This window comes from uncultured Vibrio sp., assembly GCF_947488985.1.
GTDB lineage: Bacteria > Pseudomonadota > Gammaproteobacteria > Enterobacterales > Vibrionaceae > Vibrio.
Genome location: NZ_CANLBV010000031.1, coordinates 18295 through 43331, shown reverse-complemented (window position 1 = coordinate 43331; position 25037 = coordinate 18295). Strand labels below are relative to the sequence as shown.

22 protein-coding genes are annotated in these 25037 nt (G+C 45.1%); 6 read left to right on the top strand and 16 right to left on the bottom strand.

The window, feature by feature from the left end; translation table 11 throughout:
- Positions 1-101 precede the first annotated feature (101 nt).
- The 15 genes from ybgF to aspS all read right to left on the bottom strand — a co-directional run bounded on the left by ybgF (position 102) and on the right by aspS (position 13862).
- Complete coding sequence (gene ybgF, locus Q1A70_RS09430; protein WP_299689737.1) at positions 102-884, bottom strand: tol-pal system protein YbgF; 783 nt, start codon at positions 882-884, stop codon at positions 102-104.
- 33 nt (positions 885-917) lie between these two features.
- Entirely contained in the window at positions 918-1460 is a 543-nt protein-coding gene (pal, locus tag Q1A70_RS09425) for a peptidoglycan-associated lipoprotein Pal (protein ID WP_299689734.1), read from the bottom strand.
- Positions 1461-1573: 113 nt separating this feature from the next.
- Positions 1574-2926 carry a Tol-Pal system beta propeller repeat protein TolB gene (gene tolB / locus Q1A70_RS09420; RefSeq protein ID WP_299689731.1) on the bottom strand — a complete coding sequence of 451 codons (1353 nt, stop codon included), beginning with the start codon at positions 2924-2926 and terminating at the stop codon, positions 1574-1576.
- A gap of 12 nt (positions 2927-2938) precedes the next feature.
- Positions 2939-4006, bottom strand: coding sequence for a cell envelope integrity protein TolA (gene tolA / locus Q1A70_RS09415; protein ID WP_299689729.1), 1068 nt, complete (start codon positions 4004-4006; stop codon positions 2939-2941).
- Between the two features lie 13 nt (positions 4007-4019).
- The gene (locus tag Q1A70_RS09410) at positions 4020-4463 is read right to left on the bottom strand and encodes an ExbD/TolR family protein (RefSeq protein WP_077680235.1); all 444 of its coding nucleotides are present in this window, start codon (positions 4461-4463) and stop codon (positions 4020-4022) included.
- Between the two features lie 3 nt (positions 4464-4466).
- On the bottom strand, positions 4467-5150 hold the full coding sequence (gene tolQ / locus Q1A70_RS09405) for a protein TolQ (RefSeq protein WP_299689701.1): 684 nt from the start codon (positions 5148-5150) through the stop codon (positions 4467-4469).
- Positions 5140-5577 (bottom strand): tol-pal system-associated acyl-CoA thioesterase, encoded by a 438-nt coding sequence (gene ybgC, locus Q1A70_RS09400; protein ID WP_299689698.1) that lies wholly within the window; start codon positions 5575-5577, stop codon positions 5140-5142. Before ybgC ends, tolQ begins: the two co-directional genes overlap by 11 nt.
- Positions 5578-5750: 173 nt before the next feature.
- Positions 5751-6053: a cyd operon protein YbgE gene (gene ybgE / locus Q1A70_RS09395; protein ID WP_017055065.1), complete on the bottom strand. Its 303-nt coding sequence runs from the start codon at positions 6051-6053 to the stop codon at positions 5751-5753.
- The gene (gene cydX, locus Q1A70_RS09390) at positions 6046-6153 is read right to left on the bottom strand and encodes a cytochrome bd-I oxidase subunit CydX (RefSeq protein ID WP_000270284.1); all 108 of its coding nucleotides are present in this window, start codon (positions 6151-6153) and stop codon (positions 6046-6048) included. Before cydX ends, ybgE begins: the two co-directional genes overlap by 8 nt.
- 31 nt (positions 6154-6184) lie before the next feature.
- Positions 6185-7321, bottom strand: coding sequence for a cytochrome d ubiquinol oxidase subunit II (gene cydB, locus Q1A70_RS09385; RefSeq protein ID WP_299689687.1), 1137 nt, complete (start codon positions 7319-7321; stop codon positions 6185-6187).
- Positions 7322-7334: 13 nt separating this feature from the next.
- Positions 7335-8921 carry a cytochrome ubiquinol oxidase subunit I gene (cydA, locus tag Q1A70_RS09380; RefSeq protein ID WP_299689684.1) on the bottom strand — a complete coding sequence of 529 codons (1587 nt, stop codon included), beginning with the start codon at positions 8919-8921 and terminating at the stop codon, positions 7335-7337.
- A gap of 466 nt (positions 8922-9387) precedes the next feature.
- Entirely contained in the window at positions 9388-10404 is a 1017-nt protein-coding gene (ruvB, locus tag Q1A70_RS09375) for a Holliday junction branch migration DNA helicase RuvB (protein ID WP_299689681.1), read from the bottom strand.
- A gap of 103 nt (positions 10405-10507) precedes the next feature.
- Positions 10508-11119: a Holliday junction branch migration protein RuvA gene (ruvA, locus tag Q1A70_RS09370; RefSeq protein ID WP_299689677.1), complete on the bottom strand. Its 612-nt coding sequence runs from the start codon at positions 11117-11119 to the stop codon at positions 10508-10510.
- A 286-nt stretch (positions 11120-11405) separates the two neighbouring features.
- A complete protein-coding gene (gene ruvC, locus Q1A70_RS09365; protein WP_299689674.1) occupies positions 11406-11927 on the bottom strand; it encodes a crossover junction endodeoxyribonuclease RuvC in 522 nt (173 codons plus the stop codon).
- A 153-nt stretch (positions 11928-12080) separates the two neighbouring features.
- Positions 12081-13862, bottom strand: a complete 1782-nt coding sequence (aspS, locus tag Q1A70_RS09360; protein WP_299689671.1) for an aspartate--tRNA ligase — start codon at positions 13860-13862, stop codon at positions 12081-12083.
- Between the two features lie 332 nt (positions 13863-14194).
- On the opposite strand from aspS, the gene Q1A70_RS09355 reads away from it, so the two are divergent.
- The 6 genes from Q1A70_RS09355 (at position 14195) to Q1A70_RS09330 (ending at position 20537) form a co-directional block, all read left to right on the top strand.
- On the top strand, positions 14195-15100 hold the full coding sequence (locus Q1A70_RS09355) for a DUF72 domain-containing protein (protein ID WP_299689668.1): 906 nt from the start codon (positions 14195-14197) through the stop codon (positions 15098-15100).
- A gap of 139 nt (positions 15101-15239) precedes the next feature.
- Positions 15240-15968, top strand: coding sequence for a carboxy-S-adenosyl-L-methionine synthase CmoA (gene cmoA, locus Q1A70_RS09350; protein WP_299689665.1), 729 nt, complete (start codon positions 15240-15242; stop codon positions 15966-15968).
- Between the two features lie 104 nt (positions 15969-16072).
- Positions 16073-17044, top strand: coding sequence for a tRNA 5-methoxyuridine(34)/uridine 5-oxyacetic acid(34) synthase CmoB (gene cmoB / locus Q1A70_RS09345; RefSeq protein ID WP_299689662.1), 972 nt, complete (start codon positions 16073-16075; stop codon positions 17042-17044).
- A 239-nt stretch (positions 17045-17283) separates the two neighbouring features.
- Positions 17284-18030: an ATP-dependent zinc protease gene (locus Q1A70_RS09340; protein ID WP_299689659.1), complete on the top strand. Its 747-nt coding sequence runs from the start codon at positions 17284-17286 to the stop codon at positions 18028-18030.
- Between the two features lie 17 nt (positions 18031-18047).
- Positions 18048-19553, top strand: a complete 1506-nt coding sequence (locus Q1A70_RS09335; protein ID WP_299689656.1) for an inactive transglutaminase family protein — start codon at positions 18048-18050, stop codon at positions 19551-19553.
- A gap of 3 nt (positions 19554-19556) precedes the next feature.
- Positions 19557-20537 (top strand): alpha-L-glutamate ligase-like protein, encoded by a 981-nt coding sequence (locus Q1A70_RS09330; RefSeq protein ID WP_299689653.1) that lies wholly within the window; start codon positions 19557-19559, stop codon positions 20535-20537.
- Between the two features lie 122 nt (positions 20538-20659).
- Here Q1A70_RS09330 and fdhF read toward each other — a convergent pair whose 3' ends face one another.
- Entirely contained in the window at positions 20660-24889 is a 4230-nt protein-coding gene (fdhF, locus tag Q1A70_RS09325) for a formate dehydrogenase subunit alpha (protein ID WP_299689650.1), read from the bottom strand.
- Positions 24890-25037 lie beyond the last annotated feature (148 nt).

Here is a 25037-nt window from a genome sequence, read left to right as displayed (position 1 = left end):
AGGGTCTATCGGATTTTTACATGTTGGTAGGATCATTCAACTGATCTGCCGATTATTGTCTTAACTGATCGGCATTAGTGCCTAAGCACCCCAGTTTAATTTTATAAGTGAGTTTTCGCCACTTTTGCCGAAGCACTGTCTGGATATTCGGTCACAACCTGTTGGTAATAAGTCTTAGCTTGCTCCGCATTATTATTGCGTGCCGCTATGTCGCCAAGCTTCACCAGAGCGTCTGCTCGCTTGTTGGAGTCTTGATAAGACACCACCGCAGCAAAGCTCTTCACGGCTTCTGTATCTTGCTTCTTAGCAAAATAAAGCTGACCTAACCAGTAATGAGAGTTAGGTGTGAAGGTAGAGTCTGGGAAGTCTTTTTGAAACTGTTGAAATGCTGCAATAGCACCCGTGTAGTCTCGCTGCTTTAGAATCATATCAACAGCGTTTTGATAAGCCGTTTGCTCATCAACATCAGTACTGAACGTACCAGAAGTATCTTTAGAGCCTTCGCTCGCCGCCACTGCTACCGTTGCTGTTCCTGCTGCTTTCACCTCGCCTCTGACACGATCCAGTTCAATAAACAGTTCACGTTGACGATCAAGCATTTGCTTCATATCGTAGCTATTTCGTTCCAGTTCACCGCGAAGTTCACTGATCTCCAGTGACATGTCGTCGATTTGCTGCTGCATTTGAAGCTGAATGAGATTACGATTTTTAAGCAAGCGCTCTAACCGATCAATATCTGATTCGCTAGATGCTGACCGAGAGGAAGATGATAAAGACGTTGCGGTACTATTAAGATCGGATACTGGAGCTGGTGCAGCGAACGTGGTGTTCGCTGCACTTGCCAGTAACGAAAGCAAAACGACTCGCTTTGTGTTACTGAACATGAGGTACTTCCTCTACTATAAAGTCGACTAAGATTAGTAAACTAGTACTGCACGACGGTTTTTCGCGTACACTTCTTCAGATTGACCTAGAAGAAGTGGCTTCTCTTCACCGTAGCTTACGATAGAGATTTGGTCTGCTTGAACACCTAGTGCTTGTAGGTATTTCGCAACTGCTTGCGCACGACGCTCGCCAAGTGCGATGTTGTACTCTGGAGTACCGCGCTCGTCCGCATGACCTTCAATAGTCACATTCATGTCAACGTTTTTGCTTAAGTAAGCAGCGTGAGCAGATAGCATCTCTTCGTAGTCGCCAGCGATCGTTGAGTTATCGAATGCGAAGTAAATAGTTTGAGTTTCACGTAGCGCTTGCTCTTTAAGCTCTTGCTCAGACAGTTGACCGTTAGCATCAATTGGCGTTACAACAGTTGTGTCTACGTTATTTTCTGTACCTGAAGTTGCTTGGTTGCTTTCCGTAGCAGATGTTGCAGATGTTGCTTCATCTGTTGAGCTACATGCTGTTACTGCCATCACTGGTAGTGCAATCATCAAGCCTTTAAGAACTTTGTTAAGTTGCATCTTTTTTTCCTTACGTTATCAAACTTAGTTTCTACAGCGACTGAGAGTGCTATAGATATTTAAATGCCACAATAGTTAACACTATCAATAGCTAATAGAATCAGTCACTTCCACTAGAGGAAAGGTGACCATGCTGGAGCTTTCACACGTCCACTTGTTACGGGTAGCCTAGCTTTAAAACGACCGTCAATAGAAACCATCGAAAGTACGTTAGTTTCATTGTAAATAGAGCTATAGATAACCATACCGCCATTCGGTGCAATACTCGGAGATTTATCCAACAGAGTCTTAGTCAGGATCTGAACAGCACCGGTTTCCAAATCTTGCTTCGCTAAATTAAAACCAGTGTTGCTACGATTCACCATAATCAGGAATCGTCCATCTGGGGTGATCTGCCCACTCAAATTTTGACTGCCTTGCCAAGTAATACGAGAAATTGAATTATTAGACAAATTTACATTATATATCTGAGGTTTACCACCGCGATCCGATGTGAATATCAAAGACTTACCGTCCGGATGCCAGTATGGTTCAGTATTATTTGAACGGCCTCGAGTAATTTGAGTCAGCTTACGGCTGGCAAGATCAAGGGTGTAAACGTGTAAGCTCCCCGTCTTAGAGAGTACCAAAGCCAATGTTTTACCATCAGGCGAGAATCTTGGTGCACCATTATGACGAGGGTATGACGTCACTTTCTCACGCTCACCCGTGTAAATATTCATGATGAATATTTCAGCCTGGCCATTTTGGAAGCTCACATAAGCAAGCTGCTTTCCATCGGGAGACCAAGCTGGTGACATGAGCGGTTGCTTAGAGCGAAGAACCAAACGTTCGTTAAAGCCATCGTAGTCTGCAACACGAAGTTGGTATGGGTATTTATCTTTGTCGTTCACCACCACATAGGCGATACGAGTTAAGAACGCCCCTTTCTCACCAGTCAATTCTTCATAAGCTAAATCAGAAATACGGTGTGCATACTCTCTCAAGCGCTTGCCGGGCACTGTCGCCTTTTTATTGAATAGAACGTGATCTTTCGACAGCACTAATTGGCCTTCATCACTTAGCGCACGGCTTTTGCCTTTGGTTAGCTGGCCACGAACAATATCGATCAACTGGTAGTTCACCACATATTGCCCTTCGACATTTTTAGTGATGCTGCCTGTTAGTAATGAGTCAACACCTAGGCTGGTCCAAGCATCAAAATCGACCTCACTTTCACTGTAAGGTGTTTGAGGCATTTTGTTGGTTGTTACTGGGCTAAATTTACCACTGCGCTGTAAGTCAGAAGCGATAACTGCTGATACATCGTGCGGTAATGGCTCAGTACCTTCCCACCGGAAAGGTACAATTGCGATTGGTCGCGCAGAGTTAATACCGTCTGTAATAACCAGCTCCAGTGCCGCATGTGCAAACTGGCTGCTCGTCGCTATTACAAAAACAAAACTCAGTAATAATTTCTTTAACACAAGTTCGTCCTTTTACTCAGGTGATACAGTTAAATTGATGTCTTTTAGTGACTTCACAATGTCGGGCTCGTTCGGCAATGGGTAAGATTGCACTTGCGCCACGGCGCGCTTCGTTGCTGCACATAAGCGGCTATCGCCATCTAAGATACTCAAGCTACCTAAAATGGCGTTCGATCCAGTTGGAATAAGCTTAAGATTTACTCGACATGAGCGCCCTCGATAGCTGTCTTCAAGTAACAAGTTCTGCTGAATAAGTTGGGTATAGATAGCGCCATAACGCTGCACTTCATCATTGATAAACTGTTGTCTTGCTGAGGAGTTCTGGCTCACCTCAGTTTCCAGCCCAGCAAAGATGTCGTTCAGTGCTGCTTCTTGTTGTTTACGCTCTTTTTCAGCTCTTGCTGCTGCTTCTTTTGCCTTTCGAGCTTTCTCCGCTGCCGCTGCCGCTTCTTTTTCTTTCGCTATACGCTGCTGCTCTGCGCGCTCTGCTGCTTCTTGTTCTTTACGCGCTTTTTCAGCTGCCTCTTTTGCAGCTTGTTCTTTTGCCAAGCGTTGTTGTTCTGCTTTTGCAATGGCGGCTTCTTTCGCGATTCGCTCATTTTCCGCTTTAACCAACGCAGCCTCTTTTAGCTTACGATCTGCTTCGGCTTTAGCGGCTTTCTCTTGCTCTTGCTGTAAACGTGCTTCTTCAGCTTTGCGTTGTTTCTGTTTCTCAACTCGACGCTTTTCAGCTTCACGAGCCGCTTTAGCTTCTTTCGCTTGCTGCTCTTTTAGCTTACGAATGTTCTCTTCTTCCGCTTTACGATTATTTTCAAGGCGCTCGCTTTCTCGCCTCAATTTATCGAGACGTTGTTGCTCTTTCTTACTCGCTGCCTCTCTTTGCTGACGGATCTGTTGCGCTTGCTGGCGAACCAACTGGGGATCAATCACCACAGCTTCAACCATAGGCCCGGTAGGCTTAGGCTCTGACATAGTGAAACCCGCCCCCCAAATGAGCGCAACGAATAAGATGACGTGCAGCCCAAGTGAGATAAGAAGCGGTGTTCTAAAATTATTGGATTTCTTATTATTCGCTTTCATGAATGCTACGGAGCTATTCCCTTATATCCGTTAAAAGGCCAACCTTTGGCACACCTGCACGGCTTAATTCATCAAGTAGTAAAACGACTTCGCCATAAGGTGTTGCTATATCACCACCAACCGCAACTTGTGCATTTGGATTATTTTGGATATGCGCCATCACGCGAACCATCATATCTTGCAGAGTTAATCCCTTTTCCATTTCTTCGTCGTTAAAGCTAACTCCGTAGATTCCTTCAGCATTAACTTGAACAATTACAAAGCTAGAGTTGTTGTCGTCAAGTAGCTCTTGTGCCGGTTTTGCACTAGACGCATCAGGTAATTCAACGTCTACACCTTGAGTCACAAACGGTGAAGTCACCATAAAAATGATCAGCAAAACGAGCATAACATCGATATAGGGTACAACATTTATCTCTGCCGTCATTTTGCGTTTTTTAGGTTGGTATCCAGCCATCTATTATTCCCTGCCAGCCATCGCTTGACGGTGAAGAATGCTGTGAAATTCTTCAGAGAAAGTCGCGTAGTTATGCTCAAGCTTACTCACTCGGCTACTGAAGCGGTTATACGCCATTACAGCAGGAATCGCAGCGAATAGACCCATCGCAGTTGCAATCAGCGCTTCTGCGATACCCGGTGCAACCATGGCTAATGTCGCTTGCTTCACTTCACCTAGTGCGATGAATGAGTGCATGATGCCCCAAACCGTACCAAATAGGCCGATGTACGGGCTGATAGAACCGACGGTCGCTAAAAATGGCAAGTTGGTTTCGAGTTCATCCACTTCACGAGCAACCGCGACACGCATTGCACGACCAGTGCCTTCCATAATGAAATCTGGCGATGTTGCATTTGATTTTCGAAGACGAGCAAACTCTGTGAAACCCGCGTAGAAAATTTCTTCAGTACCAGACAGTTCATCTTTGCGTTTATTGCTCTCTTGGTAAAGCTTAGCCAGATCAACACCGGACCAAAATTTATCTTCAAATGCTTCTGTTTGTTTAGTCGCTTGAGATAATACTTTGCTTCTTTTTATGATCATTGCCCAAGAAACGACAGACATCCCCATAAGGATAAGCATGACCATTTTCACCAGTAAACTGGCTTCTAAAATTAGGCCTAAGATTGAGATTTCAGCAGTCACTATGCGTTAGCTCCGTAAAAATAAAGGTTGGCATTGCCTTTGGTTTCATTTTTTGATTGTCGATACATGCTACCTTAACCATTGCTTTACACAATGCTTTACCATCAGGATTTACGATCTCTTGACAGAAGATCAAGCTTACTCGCTTCAGCTCGTAAATATTTGTAATGACTTGTAAATAATCATCAAGTCGGGCACCTTGAATAAAATCGATATCCATATGTCGGACGACAAAACCGATGTTTTGTTCTAACAATACTTGCTGAGAAACGCCAATTGAGCGCAACATCTCAGTCCGAGCACGTTCGAAAAACTTAAGATAGTTTGAATGGTATACAACGCCACCCGCATCGGTGTCTTCGTAATACACTGTCACTGGCCACGTAAATGGCTTCGATAATCCCTGCAATTTGATACCACAATCCAAAACGATAAAGATCTTACTATAACCTAACTCCTTATCATTAATAGTATATCGCTGTGAATTTTTTGATTTGAGAGACGAAAAAAAAGGCCATCTGTATAAGATGACCTCTTTGGGGCTAAAAACCCAACAGGTATAAAAGGTTCACGTTGTTATGAACCTAAACCCTTTGCCTTTTATAGAAGGCGCAGCACCGTTAGGTAGAGCAAAATTGTGAGTGAAACATATGGGCTAAACAGTAGCTGCCACATCCAAGCTCTTGGCTTAAATCCAATACCGTAAACCATGCTTGAGCATACTGCCCAAATAAACATTGGCCCGATGATCGCGTTAAAGCCACCGATGCTTGTCGCATACGCTTCAGGATCCCACATCACTAAACCCACATGCATGAAACCCAATACTAGGGATAAGGCTCTAAGCAGAGTCTTATCCATGGGTTGATGCAGTTTAGCGATTTGCTCTGCGAGATTACTCACTGTCTTTGTCCATCATTTCTGAATGCTCTAGCCATAGAGCATTGATGATGCCGAATGCACATGCCAGAAGTACACCCAAAATCCATGCGAAATACCACATAAAATTTCTCCTAAGTTATTTAACTTCTAGCTTAGTAAGCTGAAACGTCGTTATCTTCGATGTGTTTCTTATCTAGACGACCGAACATTTTGTAGTATGTCCAAGTTGTGTAGCCAAGAATCACAGGAACCATTACCGCAGCAACGACAGTCATAAGACCAAGCGTTAACTCACTTGCGGTTGAATCCCACATAGTCAAACTATGGTCAGGGTTCAAGCTTGATGGCATTACGAATGGGAACATTGCAAAACCCGCCGTTAAGATGACACCAGCGTTAGAAAGACTTGAGAACAAGAAAGCGAAACCACCGCGCTCAAAGCGAGAAGCAATCACAGCAAGCAGTGGCATTACCACACCAAGGATCGGCGCAGCCCACATTGCTGGATACGTTTCAAAGTTTGTCATCCAAGCACCCACTTGAAGTGAGACTTCTTTGTTTAATGGGTTTGAATCTGCGAACGTATCGATAGTGCTCGTAATTACATAGCCTTCAATAGATTGAACCCAGAAGCCACCAATAACAAACAGTGCAATAGCGATTAGGCCAGTGATCTGAGCAACGTTACGAGCACGGCTATGCAGCGCTTCTGTTGTCTTCATCTGAAGCCATGTTGCCCCTTGCATAACGAACAGCATCAGCGCCAACACACCACAAAGTAATGCGAATGGGTTTAGTAGCGCGAAGAATGTGCCGTGGTATTGAGACATCATTAGGTCGTTCAGTTCAAATGGTACACCCTGCATTAGGTTACCAAAGGCAACACCAAAAATGATTGGTGGCACTACACCACTAAAGCAAAGTGCGTAATCCCAAGCTTTACGCCATTTTGGCTCTTCAATCTTAGAACGGTAATCAAGCGCAAGTGGGCGTAACCAAAGCGCAGCTAACGTCACGTACATGGCAAAGTAAAATCCAGAAAACGACGTTGCGTAAACTAGAGGCCATGCTGCAAACAATGCACCACCTGCCGTGATAAGCCAAACTTGGTTGCCGTCCCAGTGAGGGGCAATCGTGTTGAGCATAATACGACGTTCAGTGTCGCTCTTACCGATCACAGGTGAAAGGGCTGCAACACCCATATCAAAGCCATCAGTCACGGCGAAGCCAACCAGTAAAACACCGATCAACACCCACCAAATGAGTCGTAAACTTTCGTAATCAAACATAATATTCCCTCACTTATACTTCGACTGAACGGCTAACTTTGCCTTCAGCAGAGTCATCATTTTGTTCGAAGTGGTAACGACCTGTCTTTAAGCTGCTTGGACCTTTACGTGCAAATTTCAGCATTAGGTAAACTTCGGCAATAAGGAACACCGTGTACAGTGCAATAATTGCGAATAGAGAAGTCCAAAGCTGTTCAATAGTCAGTGCTGATGCCGCAACGTTAACCGGCAGAATTTCACCAACTGCCCATGGCTGACGTCCAAACTCAGCAACAAACCAACCCGCTTCAATCGCAATCCAAGGCAACGGAATTGAGAATAGTGCCGCTTTAAGTACCCATGGTTTCTGTTCGATCTTATGACGACACGTTTGAACAAACGCAGCACCGAATACAAACAGCATGATGAAGCCACAAGCAACCATCAAACGGAATGACCAGAATAGAGGCCAAACTGTTGGGATAGAATCATCCGCAGCCATTTGGATTTGATCTTCTGTTGCGTCAACAACTTCATCGGTGTAGCGCTTAAGAAGTAAACCGTAACCTAGATCGCCTTTCACTTCGTCGAACGCAGCCATGTTTTCTTCAGATTTATCGCCTGCACGTAGCTTTTCAAGTAGCTCGTACGCATACATACCAGTACGGATACGCTCGACGTGCTCATCACGCAGATCACGTAAGCCCGTTACCTCTTCATCAAGAGAGCGCGTTGCGATGATACCCATTACGTAAGGGATCTTAATCGCGTAATCCGTTTCCATTGTTTCTTGGTTTGGAATACCAAACAAAGTAAATGCGGCTGGTGCTTCTTCCGTGTGCCACTCTGCTTCAACAGCAGCGAGTTTTACTTTTTGAACTTCACCAAGCTCGTAGCCAGATTCATCACCCAGTACAATTACTGACAAAATAGATGCCATACCAAAAGAGGCTGCAATCGCAAAAGAGCGACGAGCAAAGGCAAGGTCGCGCCCTTTAAGAATGTAGTATGAGCTGATACCAAGGATGAACATGGCACCTGTGGTGTAACCCGATGCAACCGTGTGTACGAATTTAACCTGTGCTACTGGGTTTAGTACAACTTCAGCGAAGCTCACCATTTCCATACGCATGGTTTCAAAGTTAAATTCCGCACCTATTGGATTTTGCATCCAACCGTTCGCAACCAAGATCCAAAGCGCAGAGAAGTTAGAGCCAAGTGCGACTAACCACGTTACCGCTAAGTGCTGACGCTTTGACAATCTATCCCAACCAAAAAAGAAAAGGCCAACAAAAGTAGACTCTAGGAAGAATGCAACAAGCGCTTCGATAGCTAACGGCGCACCAAAGATGTCGCCAACATAGTGAGAATAATAAGACCAGTTAGTACCAAACTGGAACTCCATAGTTAAGCCTGTCGCTACACCAAGAGCAAAGTTAATACCAAACAATTTACCCCAGAACTTGGTCATGTCCTTGTAAATTTGTTTGCCAGTCATTACATAAACTGACTCCATAATGGCAAGTAAAAATGCCATACCTAAAGTCAGTGGAACAAATAAGAAGTGATACATCGCTGTAAATGCAAACTGCAATCGCGACAGATCAACAACATCAATCATGGTAACTCCTTTGTGTCGGCTGAATGACACTTGTGTGATTAATCACCGCAAAAATCCACATTAAAACAATTCATGAAATTGTTATTACAAGTTGAAATTTGTAGCAAAAACGTACCTTTATAGTTGGATTATTGTTAAGTTCAAGCTAATATAGCTTACGCTAATATTACTGATAAAATCAGCATGTTTCAAAAGGTTTATAGGCGAAACCTGCATTGATTTATGTCAAGTTTACACGGGGAAACTAGGTTGAATTTCGAGCGGTTTCGGTTAAATTTACGTCAAAATAACGTTCATCAATAACATATTGTGACATCTACCACACAAACTCAACATTAACTAAACACACCCCCCTTAACCACCCTCAAAATGCTAACAAACAAAGTGAGGAGTTATTTTTAATTTTGTTAACCAAATCAAATTTGAAACCCAAGTTTCCACTTTTAAACTTCGATTATTAAGTGTTTTATCGATTAGATGGTTTATCGATTCCAAAATGTAAATAGGCCCTGTCTGTCGCTATTCGGCCTCTTGGGGTTCTTTGCAGATACCCTTGCTGAATCAAATAAGGCTCTAATACATCTTCAATAGTGTCTCTCTCTTCACCAATCGCAGCTGCCATATTGTCAACGCCAACTGGGCCACCACCGAACTTTTCCATTATCGCCAGCAAAAGCTTTCTATCCATGTAGTCAAACCCTTTGGCATCGACATCCAACATGTTTAGCGCTTTATCCGCAACATCTGGGCAAATATGTCCGTCTCCTTTCACTTCCGCATAATCACGGACGCGACGCAATAAACGGTTCGCAATACGTGGCGTACCACGTGCACGACGAGCAACTTCTAATGCCCCTTCCGAATCCATCGAAAGGCCAAGGCAATCAGCACTTCGCTGAACGATATTTTGTAGGTCTTCAACTTTGTAGTACTCAAGACGTTGAGTGATGCCAAAACGGTCACGTAACGGCGATGTCAGTGAGCCCGCACGAGTGGTTGCGCCAATCAAAGTAAAAGGAGGAAGATCGATCTTAATAGAACGTGCTGCTGGCCCTTCACCGATCATGATGTCCAACTGATAGTCTTCCATTGCTGGGTACAACACCTCTTCAACCACAGGGCTTAAACGGTGGATCTCATCAATGAACAGAACATCATTTTCTTCAAGGTTGGTCAGCAATGCCGCAAGATCACCCGCTTTTTCTAATACAGGCCCTGAAGTCGTGCGAATATTGACATCCATTTCGTTGGCAACAATGTTCGCCAACGTGGTTTTACCCAAACCTGGAGGACCAAATATCAGCAGATGATCGAGCGCCTCATTGCGCAGCTGGGCCGCTTTGATGAAAATTTCCATCTGGCCACGAACGTGATCCTGACCTTGATAGTCGGCAAGTGCTTTAGGGCGTATTGCACGATCAATGACATCTTCATCTTTGAATACTGGGTTATCCGGTGCAATAAGGCGATCGGCTTCAATCATAAATTCTGCTATTCCTAACGATGCTCTTGTTGACTCTGCGCTTCTTGATTCTGTGTAAAGGCAAAGTGAATGAATCTGTTTTGTAGAACAAGTATTTGGGGTATTAAACCATCGATTTCAGTGCTTCGCGAATCAATTGTTCGCTGGTCATGCCATCTTGAGCCACTTGAGAAACCACCTTAGAAGCTTGAGTAGGCTTGTAGCCTAATGCAAGTAATGCACTGACCGCCTCTTCTTCCGCGTCATGTACGGTTGGCATCGAATCCATCGGCGCTGCATCCGTTGCTGGAGTAAATAGGTCACCCGCACCCCACCCTTTCAGACGGTCTTTCATTTCAACAACCAGACGTTCTGCGGTTTTCTTACCAACACCAGGAAGTTTAACCAGTGTAGAGATGTCTTCACGTTCAACACTCTGAACAAATTGGCTAGCCGTCATACCTGAAAGAATGCCAAGGCCAAGCTTAGGGCCGACCCCGTTTGCTTTGATGACTTCGCGGAACAGCGCACGCTCTTTAACCGTGTTAAAGCCATAAAGCAACTGGGCGTCTTCACGTACCACAAAGTGCGTGTAGATGATTGCCTCTTCGCCCACAGGAGGTAATTCATAAAAACAACTCATTGGCATTTGAACCTCATAGCCAACACCACTCACTTCAATTAATAACTCTGGTGGCTGTTTTTCTATTAATGTACCGCGTAGACGTCCGATCACAATGCACTCTCTTGATGGAATATAATTTGGGGACAGAATATAAAAGAACTGGATACTTATCCAGTTCTTTGTGTTTGTGTGATGAAATATTTTTCGCTTGTTTGGCTTTTGAAACGACGTGATTCAAGCTTTCGACTAGCTCTTTTACTGAGGCGACATGGCGTACAAATATCAGCCTTTGATTCAAAGTATTTCAACAAGATTGAGACAAGTACAATTTAGGTATGACCCAAGCAGCCTGCTAGACTCACCAATTAGGATAGGATCATAAATGATGGGATGACCATTAACGGTAACGGCCTTTTCTCGCGCCTGTAGCTTTACCTGCAAGCGCTATCAAGGTTTTATTAGTATTAGCGTGAGTGATTGCTACGCCTAGAGCATCGGCAGCATCAGCCTGTGGTTTTGCGGGTAACTTAAGCATGCTCATCACCATATTTTGAACCATCGACTTATCAGCACCACCATTACCTGTCACCGCTTGCTTAATTAAACGAGCAGCATATTCATGGACGGGGAGATCCGCATTGACCGCCGCTACAATCGCACTGCCGCGAGCTTGGCCGAGCTTAAGTGCAGAGTCGGCATTCTTTGACATAAAGACTTGCTCAATCGCAAACACATCGGGTTGAAACTGAGTAATGATTTCACTCACCCCCGCATAGATTTGTTTGAGCCGGCCCGGTAGCTCTTTTTCTGAGGTACGGATACAACCGCTACCTAAGTAATAAAGATGACGGCCATTTTGACGAATCACGCCATAGCCAGTAATGCGAGAGCCAGGGTCAATCCCTAATATAATAGACATAACTTTGAATACTGATTATTTATACATGATTTTATGATTGCGCTTAGTATATCTAACGACAAAAAAAATGCCCGTTAAATTAACGGGCATTTCTATTTACATAAACAAAAAGTCACTCCAATAAAGAGTCACTTAAAAGATTAAGTGTTGCGCTTATTCAGCAGACTCTTCTTTTTGAGCAATTTTAACCGCGATCGATAGCTCTTCCAGTGATGCTGGGTTTGCTAGGCTTGGCGCGTCTGTAAGTAGACATGCTGCAGCGGTAGTTTTAGGGAATGCGATAACGTCACGGATGTTCTCAGTACCACAAAGCAGCATTGCTAGACGGTCAAGACCGAATGCTAGACCTGCGTGTGGTGGCGTGCCGTACTTAAGCGCTTCAAGCAGGAAGCCAAACTTCTCTTGTTGCTCTTTAGCTTCAATACCTAGGATACCGAATACCGCTGTTTGCATTTCTGCGTTGTGAATACGTACAGAACCACCACCGACTTCATAGCCGTTGATGACCATGTCGTATGCATCAGAATTTGCTGCTGCTGGGTTCGATTTTAGCTCTTCCGCAGTCACACCTAGTGGAGATGTGAACGGGTGGTGCATTGCGTGTAGGTTACCTTCGCCGTCTTCTTCAAACATTGGGAAGTCAACAACCCACAGTGGAGCCCATGCAGAGGTGTCGGTTAGCTCTAGATCAGCACCTAGTTTAAGACGAAGTGCCCCCATTGCTTCAGCAACGATGCCCGCTTTGTCTGCACCAAATAGGATGATATCGCCAGATTCAGCTTGAGTGCGCTCTAGAATACCGTTGATTACGTCTTCGCTTAGGAATTTAGCGACTGGAGATTGAATACCTTCCATGCCTGCAGCACGGTCGTTAACCTTCATCCATGCTAGACCTTTCGCGCCGTAGATATTTACATGTTCTGCGTAACCGTCGATTTGCTTACGAGTTAGCTTAGCACCGCCTGGTACACGGATAACCGCTACGCGACCTTTTTCATCGTTAGCAGGGCCAGAGAATACTTTGAACTCAACGTCTTTAACTAAGTCAGCCACGTCAACTAGCTCTAGCGGGTTACGTAGATCTGGCTTATCAGAACCGAAACGACGAATCGCTTCAGAGAAAGGCATTACTGGGAATTGACCTAGTTCAACATCTAGAAGCTCTTTCCACATATCGTGAACTAGCTTTTCAGTGATGTTACGTACTTCTTGAGAAGACATGAACGATGTTTCGATATCGATCTGAGTAAATTCAGGCTGACGGTCAGCACGTAAATCTTCGTCACGGAAACATTTAACGATCTGGTAGTAACGGTCAAAACCAGACATCATCAGCAGTTGCTTGAACAGCTGAGGAGATTGAGGAAGTGCGTAGAAGCTGCCTTTATGAACACGGCTTGGTACTAGGTAGTCACGCGCGCCTTCTGGAGTCGCTTTCGTTAGTACTGGCGTTTCGATGTCTAGGAACAGGTTCTCGTCTAGGAAACGACGAACGAAGCTAGAAGCACGAGCACGAAGCTTGATGCGGTCGCTCATTTCTAGACGGCGAAGATCGATGTAACGGTACTTTAGACGCTGCTCTTCAGAGTTCGTTTGGTTGAAGTCTAGTGGAAGCGCTTCTGAACGGTTGATGATCTCTAGACCAGTCGCGTAAAGTTCTACTTCACCAGTAGCCATGTCTTTATTTACTTGGCTGTCCGGACGAACACGTACTTCACCAGCAAACTTGATACAGAATTCATTACGCAGTTGGTTAGCGATCGGGAAGATATCTTTCATATCTGGATCGACAACAACCTGAACGATGCCTTCACGATCACGCATATCAATAAAGATAAGACCGCCTAAATCACGGCGACGGTTTACCCAGCCGCACAATTCTACAGTTTGTCCCGCCAGGGACTTGTTCAGGTTACCACAGTAATGGGTACGCATAATGAATTTCCCAATCTCTTAATAATTTACTAATTTCCAAGCTGTAGGTGTCAAAAATAGCCCTACAGAGCCTTTTACCTAACAAAGCAAGGAATCATTTATACGCGGAAACTCGGTTAAAATCGACCTTCCACACTCGAATTTATTGTGTTTTATCTGGCTTTGCTGCTTTTTAGTTCATCAAACGCGCAAAGATTCACCAAAACCAAAAAAATTGCGACAATTATATCTCGAAAGTACCTTAATCAGCAAAACTCTCGTACAGTAGATTTTCGTTTCAACCCAAAAACTTTTTGTAATGTCTGATGGCGTGATGAATAACGGTGTAGTAGATGGATGATCGTGTAATAACAACAGAAACTTTACCTCTAAGACTTGGATTAACCATGTGGTCTCACTCCGAGTGGCAAAGTCAGTTCTATGGCAAGGGAACCAAACCCGCAGAGCGCCTTGAAAAGTACACGCAAGTTTTCCATACCGTTGAGGGCAATACGACCTTTTACGCTACGCCGAGTACGTCGACAGTACATAACTGGAAAGCGGCAAGCCACGATGACTTCAGGTTCACCTTTAAACTGCCCAAGTTTATCACCCACCAGCAGCAACTTAGACACTGCCAAGCCGAGCTCAAAGAGTTCTTAATGACGATGTCACCCCTTCATGATCGCATTGGCCAGTGGACCATACAGCTACCGCACAGCTTTGAGCCTAGCATGCTTCCTATTCTGCGAAAATTTTGCACCTTATTTCCAAAAGATATGTCGCTCGGCGTCGAAGTTCGCCATCTCGGTTTCTTTGATAAAGGGGATGCTGAAAAACGCTTTAACCAATGGCTTGTGGAAGAAGGTATTAACCGCATCATTATGGATAGTCGCCCTGTTTTTTCTGCGCCGCCGACAACTGAAGCCGTTATTGATGCTCATAAGGTCAAGCCACGCGTGCCCGTTCATGCGATTGCAACGGCGAATAACCCAATGATTCGCTTTATTGGTCACCCAGATCAAGAACCTAATCTTGAGTTTTTTAAACCTTGGTTTGCCAAAATTCCAAGCTGGCTTACTGAAGGTAAGCAGCCTTATTTAATGATCCACACGCCAGACAACAACCATGCGCCAGAGCTTGCGCTCGCGATTTATCAACGATTACAAAAGCAAGTCTCTGAAAGTACGTCATTATTACTGCCTGATCTTGCCCAATTTCCCGTTCAAAAAGACAACCATCAAATCTCGATGTTTTAAGACTTGTTATACATACAGCAGCAATCCTTAACCGTAATCGCAGTTTTCGTGACAGTCGTTCTTTTTTTACGTAAAATACGCCCCCTTTTATTGGGTTCGAATTCTGTGCCCATTACGCTGACTGTCGAGAGAGAATGCCATGAGCAACAAAGACAACATCTTTTCCGCTCCTATTGATAAGATTGGAGACTTCACCTTTGATGCAAGGGTTGCTGAAGTATTTCCGGATATGATTCAACGCTCGGTGCCTGGTTATAGCAATATCATCTCTGCAATCGGCATGCTGGCTGAGCGCTTTGTAAAGCCACATTCAAATATTTACGACCTTGGCTGCTCGCTTGGTGCTGCGACACTTTCTATGCGTCGTCACATTCAGCAAGAAGGCTGCACTATTTTCGCTATCGATAATTCAGAAGCCATGGTTGAGCGCTGCAAATTGCACGTTAATGCTTACCGCAGTGACACTCCGGTAGAAGTGATTGAAGCGGATATTCGCGAAGTAGAAATCAAAGACGCCTCTGTTGTGGTGCTTAACTTTACGCTGCAATTTCTGTCGCCAGATGACCGATACGCTTTGCTTGAGAAAATTCACGCAGGCTTACGCCCAGGTGGCATCTTAATCCTGTCAGAAAAGTACGTCTTCGAAGACGAAAGCTCAAATGAACTGCTTATCGACCTGCACCATGATTTCAAACGTGCCAACGGATACAGCGAGTTAGAAGTTAGCCAAAAGCGCAGTGCGATCGAAAATGTGATGCGTCCAGACTCTATTCCGGTCCATAAAGAACGCTTTAATAAAATCGGCTTCTCGAGCAGCGAAGTCTGGTTCCAGTGCTTCAACTTTGGTTCTATGTTCGCGATTAAGTAGAGCGTTATCAGCTAAAAGTGATTCCATCGAACTTTAATCTCTTTCCAGTACTGTGATGACAAACGTCACACACATTATGAATTCCACAACGGTTTATATTACCCATGTTTAATTTTGCTAATTTTTATCAACTTATTGCCCAAGATACTCGCCTTCAGCCTTGGTTAAATGTACTGCCACAACAGCTGACAGATTGGCAAAATGCTGAGCACGGCGACTTCGACCGTTGGTTACGTGCACTCAACAAGATCCCACAAGGTGTGCCTGATCAAGTTGACCTGAAAGAATCAGTAACCATTGGTAGCTCTACGCCGTTTCATACCGGGGAGCTTAAAAAACTAGAGAGCTTATTGAAGACTTTCCACCCTTGGAGAAAAGGCCCTTACAAGGTGCATGACATTCATATCGATACCGAGTGGCGCAGTGACTGGAAATGGGATCGCGTACTTCCGCATATCTCTCCATTGAAAAACCGATCGGTGCTTGATGTGGGTTGCGGCAATGGCTATCACATGTGGCGCATGCTGGGGGAAGGTGCTCGCTTAACGGTAGGTATCGATCCTTCTCATCTATTTTTAGTTCAGTTTGAAGCAATTCGTAAGTTGATGGGCGATGATCAACGCGCTCACCTTTTACCTCTAGGTATTGAACAGCTGCCTAAACTTGAAGCGTACGATACGGTATTTAGCATGGGTGTGCTGTACCACCGTCGTTCCCCTCTTGATCATTTAATTCAGCTTAAAGATCAACTGGTCTCTGGCGGTGAATTGGTACTTGAAACCTTGGTGATTGAAGGCGATGAAAATGCAGTATTGGTACCTGTTGACCGTTATGCGCAGATGAGAAATGTCTACTTCTTCCCTTCTGCCCGCGCACTGAAACGCTGGCTTGAACAGGTTGGCTTTAAAGACGTACGCATTGTGGATGAAAATGTCACTACCATTGGTGAACAACGTACAACAGAGTGGATGACACACAACTCTCTACCCGATTACCTCGATCCAAATGATCCAAGTAAAACGGTTGAGGGACACCCGGCACCAAGACGCGCGATTCTTGTCGCAACTAAGCCATAGATTTCACAAAGCTCGAATGCCATTTACTTTGTGGAAAAGTGGGTTAAAAATAGCGAAAATGGAACAGCAAATGACTTATGATTAATAAGTAAGCTATTTCAAAGAACAATAATTGGTGCAATGCTCACATTGCGATCCAATATGACCAGACTCTTACAATAGGATGCTTCACGCATCCTTTTTTGTGGGCTAAACTTCTAAATAGTCTGAACTATTCTCAAATTCTCAAAGGTTTTTTTATGTTTAAGCGATTATCGCCAATAGTGGCGGTTGGTTTGCTCTCTGGCTGTACCCTCACCAACGGTGCTGCCTACCACCAGGAAACTCTCGACGCAATTAACCGTTCAGAGACAAACATCGCCAATAAGGTGCAAAACCTTGAGCTGCAACTCAGTAATCAGAGTGATTATATCGAAAGCTTAGAAGAAGAAATCATTACGTTATCTAAACAGCTTGATGTCCATTTAACCACCATCGAAAAGCAAGAAGTTGAAACGTTAAAAGAAGAAGAACCTGTTGTCGCAGCAGTCATAGCTCCAGTCACGACAACACCTGAACAGCCGACGGTGCTGGGCGGAATCGAAAAAGTGCTGATAGATTCAATCAATCAGAGTTTTGATGCTCGTGTAGATACAGGCGCGACCACCTCTTCTCTAAACGCAGTCGACATCAAGGAATTTGAGCGTGACGGTAAAAAATGGATCAAGTTCCATTTAGTTGATAAAGCACAAGCAACTGAAGACCAGAAATGGATTGAAGCACCGGTTCTACGCTACGTAAAAATTCGTCAGGCTACCGGTGAACAAGCAGAACGTCGAGCGGTGATCGAATTGTGGGTCAAAGTTGGAAAAATCCATGAAAAAGCGCAATTTACATTGGCGGATCGCTCTCAAATGAGTCACCCTGTATTACTGGGACGCGAATTTATTAAAGACATTGCATTAGTGGATGTAAGTAAACAGTACGTACAAACGGAAGCCAAATAACAAGAATAGGGTTAGCTATGACGTCAAGAATTCCATTTTATATCTCGATTTTCCTGCTCATTGTGGCAGGTATAACACTCAGTATCTTTAGGCATACCACCTACGGTGTGCCTTGGACTCCAGGGGAAACTAGGCAGGTTTGGGACATCGAAGCTCGTATCGAGTTCAATGCGATTGGTAAAGAAGCCAAAGTGTCCTTAGCGGCTCCTCACACTCAGTCTAATTTCACCCTTATTGGCGAATCCGCGTCGTCGCCAGGCTACGGCATTTCATACTTGAATACTGAGTCAGGTCGCCGGGCTGAATGGTCTATTCGTCACGCTGATGGCCCGCAAACCATATACTATAAGACTCAATTCCTAGTAGATAACCAAGCGAAAGTGGACGCTATACCACCTCAAGGTGAGGTAGTAAAACCAAGCTTTGATGGCCCAGAAGAAGCGGCAGCATTGGCCTTGATTGTTCAAGCAACCAAGCGCTCAGCAGACAACCAAACTTTCACTCGCGAACTGATCAAGACACTCAATGATCCAGACAGCCAAAACTCAGCGCTGCTCTTAAATAGCATGAGTAAGGTGGAAGCAATACACAAACTACTTTCAGCGGCAGACATCCACAACAAAGTGGTTGGTGTTATTGAGCTAGAAGATGGTCGTCGTCGCCAGTCTATCCAGCAAATGAACCAAATTTGGGATAATGACCAGTGGATTTTGTTCTCACCAGAATCAAGTGAGCAGCAACTTCATACTAACCTACTGATTTGGGATGAGTCGAACATCTCCCTATTGGATGTTGTGGGTGGTAAGAACAGTAAAGTTCACTTCTCTATGATTGCTCAAGAGGTTTCTCCGACGGAAGCAACCAATAGCAAAGTTTCTGCCGACCAACTGTTAAACCTATCGATTCACAGCTTACCGCTAGAAGAGCAAGCGATGTTTAAAACCATCATGCTGATCCCTATCGGTGCACTTATTGTTGTATTCTTACGTGTCATCATTGGCTTGAAAACCTCTGGTACTTTCATGCCTGTTTTAATTGCGGTGGCCTTTGTTCAAACTCAATTAATTACGGGTATTGTCGGTTTCCTACTGATCGTTGGTACGGGTCTGATTATTCGAAGTTACTTGTCTAAGCTCAACCTGCTACTGGTAGCCAGGATATCTGCCGTGATCATTACGGTAATCATGATTATCTCTGTGTTTACCGTGGTCGCGTTTAAAGTCGGCTTAACTGAAGGGCTATCAATTACCTTCTTCCCAATGATTATCCTATCTTGGACTATTGAACGTATGTCTATTCTATGGGAAGAAGAAGGTGCAAAAGAGGTTGCACTGCAAGGTGGTGGCTCTCTATTTACTGCGGTTCTTATTTACCTGAGTATGACTAACCCGTTTATTCAACACTTAACGTTTAACTTTATCGGTCTACAACTGGTTATCCTAGCGACCATCTTGTTACTAGGTAACTACACAGGCTACCGTCTAACCGAGCTTCGTCGCTTTAAACCGCTAACGGAGGACTAAGTTATGTTTGATCAGTTTACTTCGCCGTTTCAGTTGAAAGACAAAGGCATAATGGGAATGAACAAACGCAACCATAGCTACATTGGTCGCTACAATGATCGTTCCAAGTACCCATTAGTTGATGACAAGCTAAAGACTAAGATCATCGCAGAGCAAGCTGGTGCAACTGTGCCTAAGCTCATCGGCGTTATCGGTCACCAAGCTGAAGTAAAAACCATTCACAAGATGGTTAAAGAGTGGCCGGGCTTTGTAATCAAACCAGCTCAAGGCAGCGGTGGTAAAGGTATCCTTGTGATCACTTCTCACAAAGATGGCGTCTATACTAAGCCTTCTGGCTCAACCATTAACGAGGAGGACGTCGAGCGTCATATCAGTAATGCGCTCGCGGGCCTTTTCTCACTGGGTGGCAAGAATGACGTCGCTGTGGTTGAAAACCTGATCAAATTTGACGAGTGTTTTGACGGCTTTAGTTACGAAGGTGTGCCAGACGTACGAATCATCGTATTCAAAGGCTACCCTGTAATGGCGATGATGCGCCTGTCCACTTCTGCCTCTGATGGTAAAGCCAACTTACACCAAGGCGCTGTAGGTGTGGGTATTTGCATCGCAACGGGTAAAGCCGTTCGTGCCGTTCAGTTTGATCAACCTGTCACTCATCACCCGGACACAGATAAAGAGCTTGCGTTACTGCAAGTCCCTCATTGGGAAAAACTGCTGACTCTTGCATCTAGTGCATGGGAGATGACAAGCCTTGGTTACATGGGTACTGACATGGTTTTAGACCAAGAAGAAGGCCCTATGGTACTGGAGCTCAATGCTCGCCCAGGCTTAGCAATCCAGATAGCTAATGGCGCAGGATTATTGCCTCGTTTGCACCATATTGAAAACCTTGGCACACCCGCTGAATACCCGAAACCGGCTGAGCGCGTTGCCTACGCAGCCCAACAGTTTGGCGTTCACGGGAACGAAATCGTTCAAAGCTAACTCGATCAAAAACTGAGCTGCTGACCAAGTCATTTATGCCGAATCTAGCTCAATAAAAAAGCCGCATAACTCTGAGATTACGCGGCTTTTTAATGCCTGCCGTCTTCACCTAGCTAATTTGACTAAGCCTCTGCTGCTTCCGCTTCAGGCTCGCAAATAGGGTCGATGCGTACCGCTGCTACCTTAAACTCTGGGATCTTGGCATGCGGATCCGTCGCTGTGGTCGTCAAACGGTTAACGGGTGATTCAACAAAGTGGAATGGAATAAACACCACACCCTTTTGCATTCTCTTAGTGACAAATGCCGCGATTTCAATTTCTCCGCGACGTGTCGATACTTTTAACCTCTGACCGTTAGAGATTCCTAACGCTTCGGCATCATCAACACTGACCATGGCACGTGGCCCAGCCAAATTATCAAGCCCTTTGGTTTTACGTGTCATGGTTCCGGTGTGGAACTGCTCTAATACTCGCCCTGTCGTTAACACTAATGGGTACTCACGATCTGGCAGCTCTGCCGCATATCGAAATGGGATCGCTTCCATTTGGCCTCGTCCACGAGTGAACTGAGTCTGGTGCATTATACGGGTACCGTCAGGGTTGTTATTATTACTTGGCCATTGCACGCCATTGACCGTTATGTTTTCCCAACGTAAACCAGCGTATTGCGGGGTGACGCGAGCAATCTCATTGGTAATGTCCGCAACCGAATCGTAGCTCCAACCACCGCCCATCGCATTCGCTAGTAATTGGATAATCACCCAGTCTTCTTTTGCTTCACCGGGTGGGTTTACCGCTGGGTTGATACGCTGAACACGTCGCTCGGTATTAGTAAAGTGACCCGATTTTTCAGCAAAGGAACAAGACGGCAGAACTACATCGGCATACTGCGCCGTCTCCGTTAAGAAGATGTCTTGGACCACAAGGAAGTCTAATGCTTCAAGCCCTTCAATGACGTGTGCTTGATTCGGATCACTCAATACTGGGTTTTCGCCCATCACGTATAGACCACGAACCTGTCTCTGACACGCTCCGTCAATAATTTCGGTGAGCGTTAAGCCTGTATCTGCTGGTAATTCAGAAATGCCCCACTCCATTGCAAACTTTTGACGAACCATAGGGTTATACACTTTCTGATAACCTGGAAGATTGTTTGGTAGAGCGCCCATGTCGCATGCTCCCTGAACATTGGATTGACCGCGCAATGGGTTAATACCACCGCCCTCAATACCGATGTTGCCACACAACAGCTGCAGGTTAGCGATTGAGCGAACGTTATCGTGCCCAGTGGTATGTTGCGTAATCCCCATTGAGTAATACACCGCCGTGCGTTCTGCAGTACCGATCATGCGCGCCATGGCGAAGATATCGTCGGCTTTAACACCCGTTACCAATTCCACTTTATCGAGCGAATAACTTGGTGACATCACCTCTTGAAGTAAGGTATCAAAGCCGTCTACACGATCTTCGATATACTCTTGGTCATACCAACCATGCTTGATGATCTGCTGCATCACACCATTAATCAGCATTACATCGGTACCCGGTCGATGTGCCAAATAAAGTTCAGCATGGTCAGCAATATCAATGCGTTTTGGATCCGCGACAATAAGTCGTGCTCCCCCCTTCCTCACCGCTTGCTTGATGTGTGAGCCGATAATTGGGTGTGCTGAAGTCGTATCTGAGCCAATAATAAAGATCACGTCTGAGTGCTTGATGCTTGGAATATCATTGGTCATCGCGCCGCTACCCAGCGAAGCTTCTAAACCAGTTACCGTTGAAGCATGGCAAAGTCGAGCACAGTGATCGACGTTGTTGGTACCCAACTCACGGCGAATAAATTTTTGGAAGGCATAATTATCTTCGTTGGTGGTTTTCGCCGACGAGAAGCCTGCCAGTGCATGGCTACCAAAGCCTTGCTTGATGACTGTAAACTTCTCAGCAATGAGTTTAATCGCTTGCTCCCAAGTCGCAGGTTGCAACCAGCCGTCCTTTCGAATCAATGGTGTAGTCAAACGGGCATCACTGCTGACAAAGTCGAATCCGAAACGGCCTTTAACGCACAACATACCTTCATTAACCGGAGAATCACCGCCTTCGATATAGCGGATTTTATTCTTACTCTCATCAACATGCATGGTGAGCTTGCAACCCACGCCGCAGTAGGTACAGATGGTATCAACTTTTTTCAGTACGTCTGTGTCACCTTGTTTTCTATCTCGAGCATCGACCATAGCACCGGTTGGACACGCCTGAACACACGAGCCACATTGCACACATTTGGAGTCGCCCATTAAGGTCTTATTCGCGCCAAAATTAGGTCGACACTCAGGCCTTGATGCTGGTTTTCCATCGGCCTGATTCATGAAGCTAAGAACTCCGTGAACATTCTGCTCACGACACGCTTGGATGCACTGACCACAGCTGATACAGCGGTTGGCATCAAAGACTATGAATTCAGAGCTATCATCAACTTCAAATTTTTGTCTTATTGAGTCAGTCTTGGCTTCTTGAGCACGAATCGCCTGCCAGCTCTCATGCGAAGCCACATCAATTTTGTACTCTGGATGAGTTTGCGTTGCTTTGTACTCGGTCGAGTACTCTCGCAGGTCGCAGTCGGTATTGGCTTGACAGCCACACTCTAGACACCTTGCAGCTTCGGCAATGGCATCTACGTTATCAAACCCAGTTTCAACTTCATCGAAGCTTTGCTCACGCTGCTCGGGCGTGAGTTCTGGCATGATCTTACGTGCCATGCGCTGAATGGATTGGTACTGCTTAGGATCTACGGCTTTGAGCTGTTTATGCTTTCTTGAGTTAAACGGCTTAACCGGAATGTTATCCATATCACCATTGAAGAAACGATCGATCGCTTGCGCGGCAATGCGTCCATCACCGACAGCTTCCACTGCCGTGGCAGGACCACGTCGGAAGTCACCAATACTGAAGATATTACCCGTTCCCGAGTGCATAGTTTGCGGATTGGCATCAGCGGTGTTCCAACGTGTCAGTGGGATCTCTATCGCTTCATTGTCCATAAAACTCAAATCAGGCTTTTGTGACACCGCAGCAATAACGGTATCAAACGCCTCAACAAAGAACTCACCCGTCGGCTTAGGGCTGCGACGACCTGAGGCATCTGCCGGGCCTAATGCCATACGCTCTAATCGAATTTCTGCTACATGGCCATTTTCATCAGCGATGTTTTCTGCTGGATTAGTCAAGAAGTGGAACTTGACCCCTTCATGTTCTGCTTCTTCGATTTCGTAATCTTCAGCTGGCATTTCATCTCGGGTACGACGATAAATCAGCGTGGTATCCGCCCCATCACGAACCGCTGTTCGAGCACAATCAATTGCTGTGTTACCACCGCCGATCACAGCCACTTTTTTGCCAGTAGTAAAACGCTGATCGGTGACATAGTCTTTCAGATAATCGACGCCTAAATAGCAACCGCCAAGCTCACTGCCCGGGTAGTTCATTTCAACCGCTTGTGATGCGCCGACCGCAAGACAAACTGCATCGAAGTCATTGCTTAAATCAGACAGTGTAAAATCAACGCCGAGCTTTTTATCGCACTCTACCGACATCCCGTTGCGACACATTAACTCGATTTCTTTGTCTAGAATCGATTTAGGTAAACGGTATTCAGGAATACCGTAACGCAGCCAACCGCCCGCTTTAGGCATCGACTCATAAACGCTAACGTCATAGCCCTCATTAGAGAGGTAATAACCTGCCGTAAGGCCGCCGGGACCACTGCCGACAACCGCAATCCGCTTACCTTTGCTTGGTTTCTTCTCTGGCGTGTAGCTTTCTTGAGCGGATAGATCCGCATCGGCAGCATGGCGCTTAAGCTGACGAATCGCAATCGAGTCATCGACAAGATTTCGACGGCATTCAGTTTCACAAAAGGCAGGACATACACGACCAATCGACAATGGCATGGGTAATGTTTTTTTGATCACCTCGATTGCTTTAATGTGATCATTTTGAGCGATATGATACAGGTAAGATTGGATATCGACCCCCGCAGGGCACGCCGTTTGACAAGGCGCTTCGCAGTCGGCGTAATGATCTGCCATGATTCGATTTAATGCAGTTTGTCGATGAACGGTCAGCTGTTTTGACTGAGTGGTAATGTTCAATCCATTAGACACCTCGAGTTCACAAGAGCGGGTTAGACCGATCCCATCGACTTCGACCACACATAGATCGCAGGGTACTTTGTCCGCCGTTTTATTCAAACCACACAAAGAAGGAATGTCCAAACCACATGTTTTTGTGGCCTCAAGAACGGTTTGTCCTTGTTCGACAATTCGATATTTCCCATCAATCGTGATTTGAATCATAGCTAAGCCCTGCCTCTACTTTCGCCCATCAGCGAGTTATCCAATAATTAAAATTCAAGTAATACAATATTATTAATATTATTAAATTCGAGTCATTACCATACATTAATTATGGTTTTGTGCGTGTGACCTCAAACAAATTTTATTG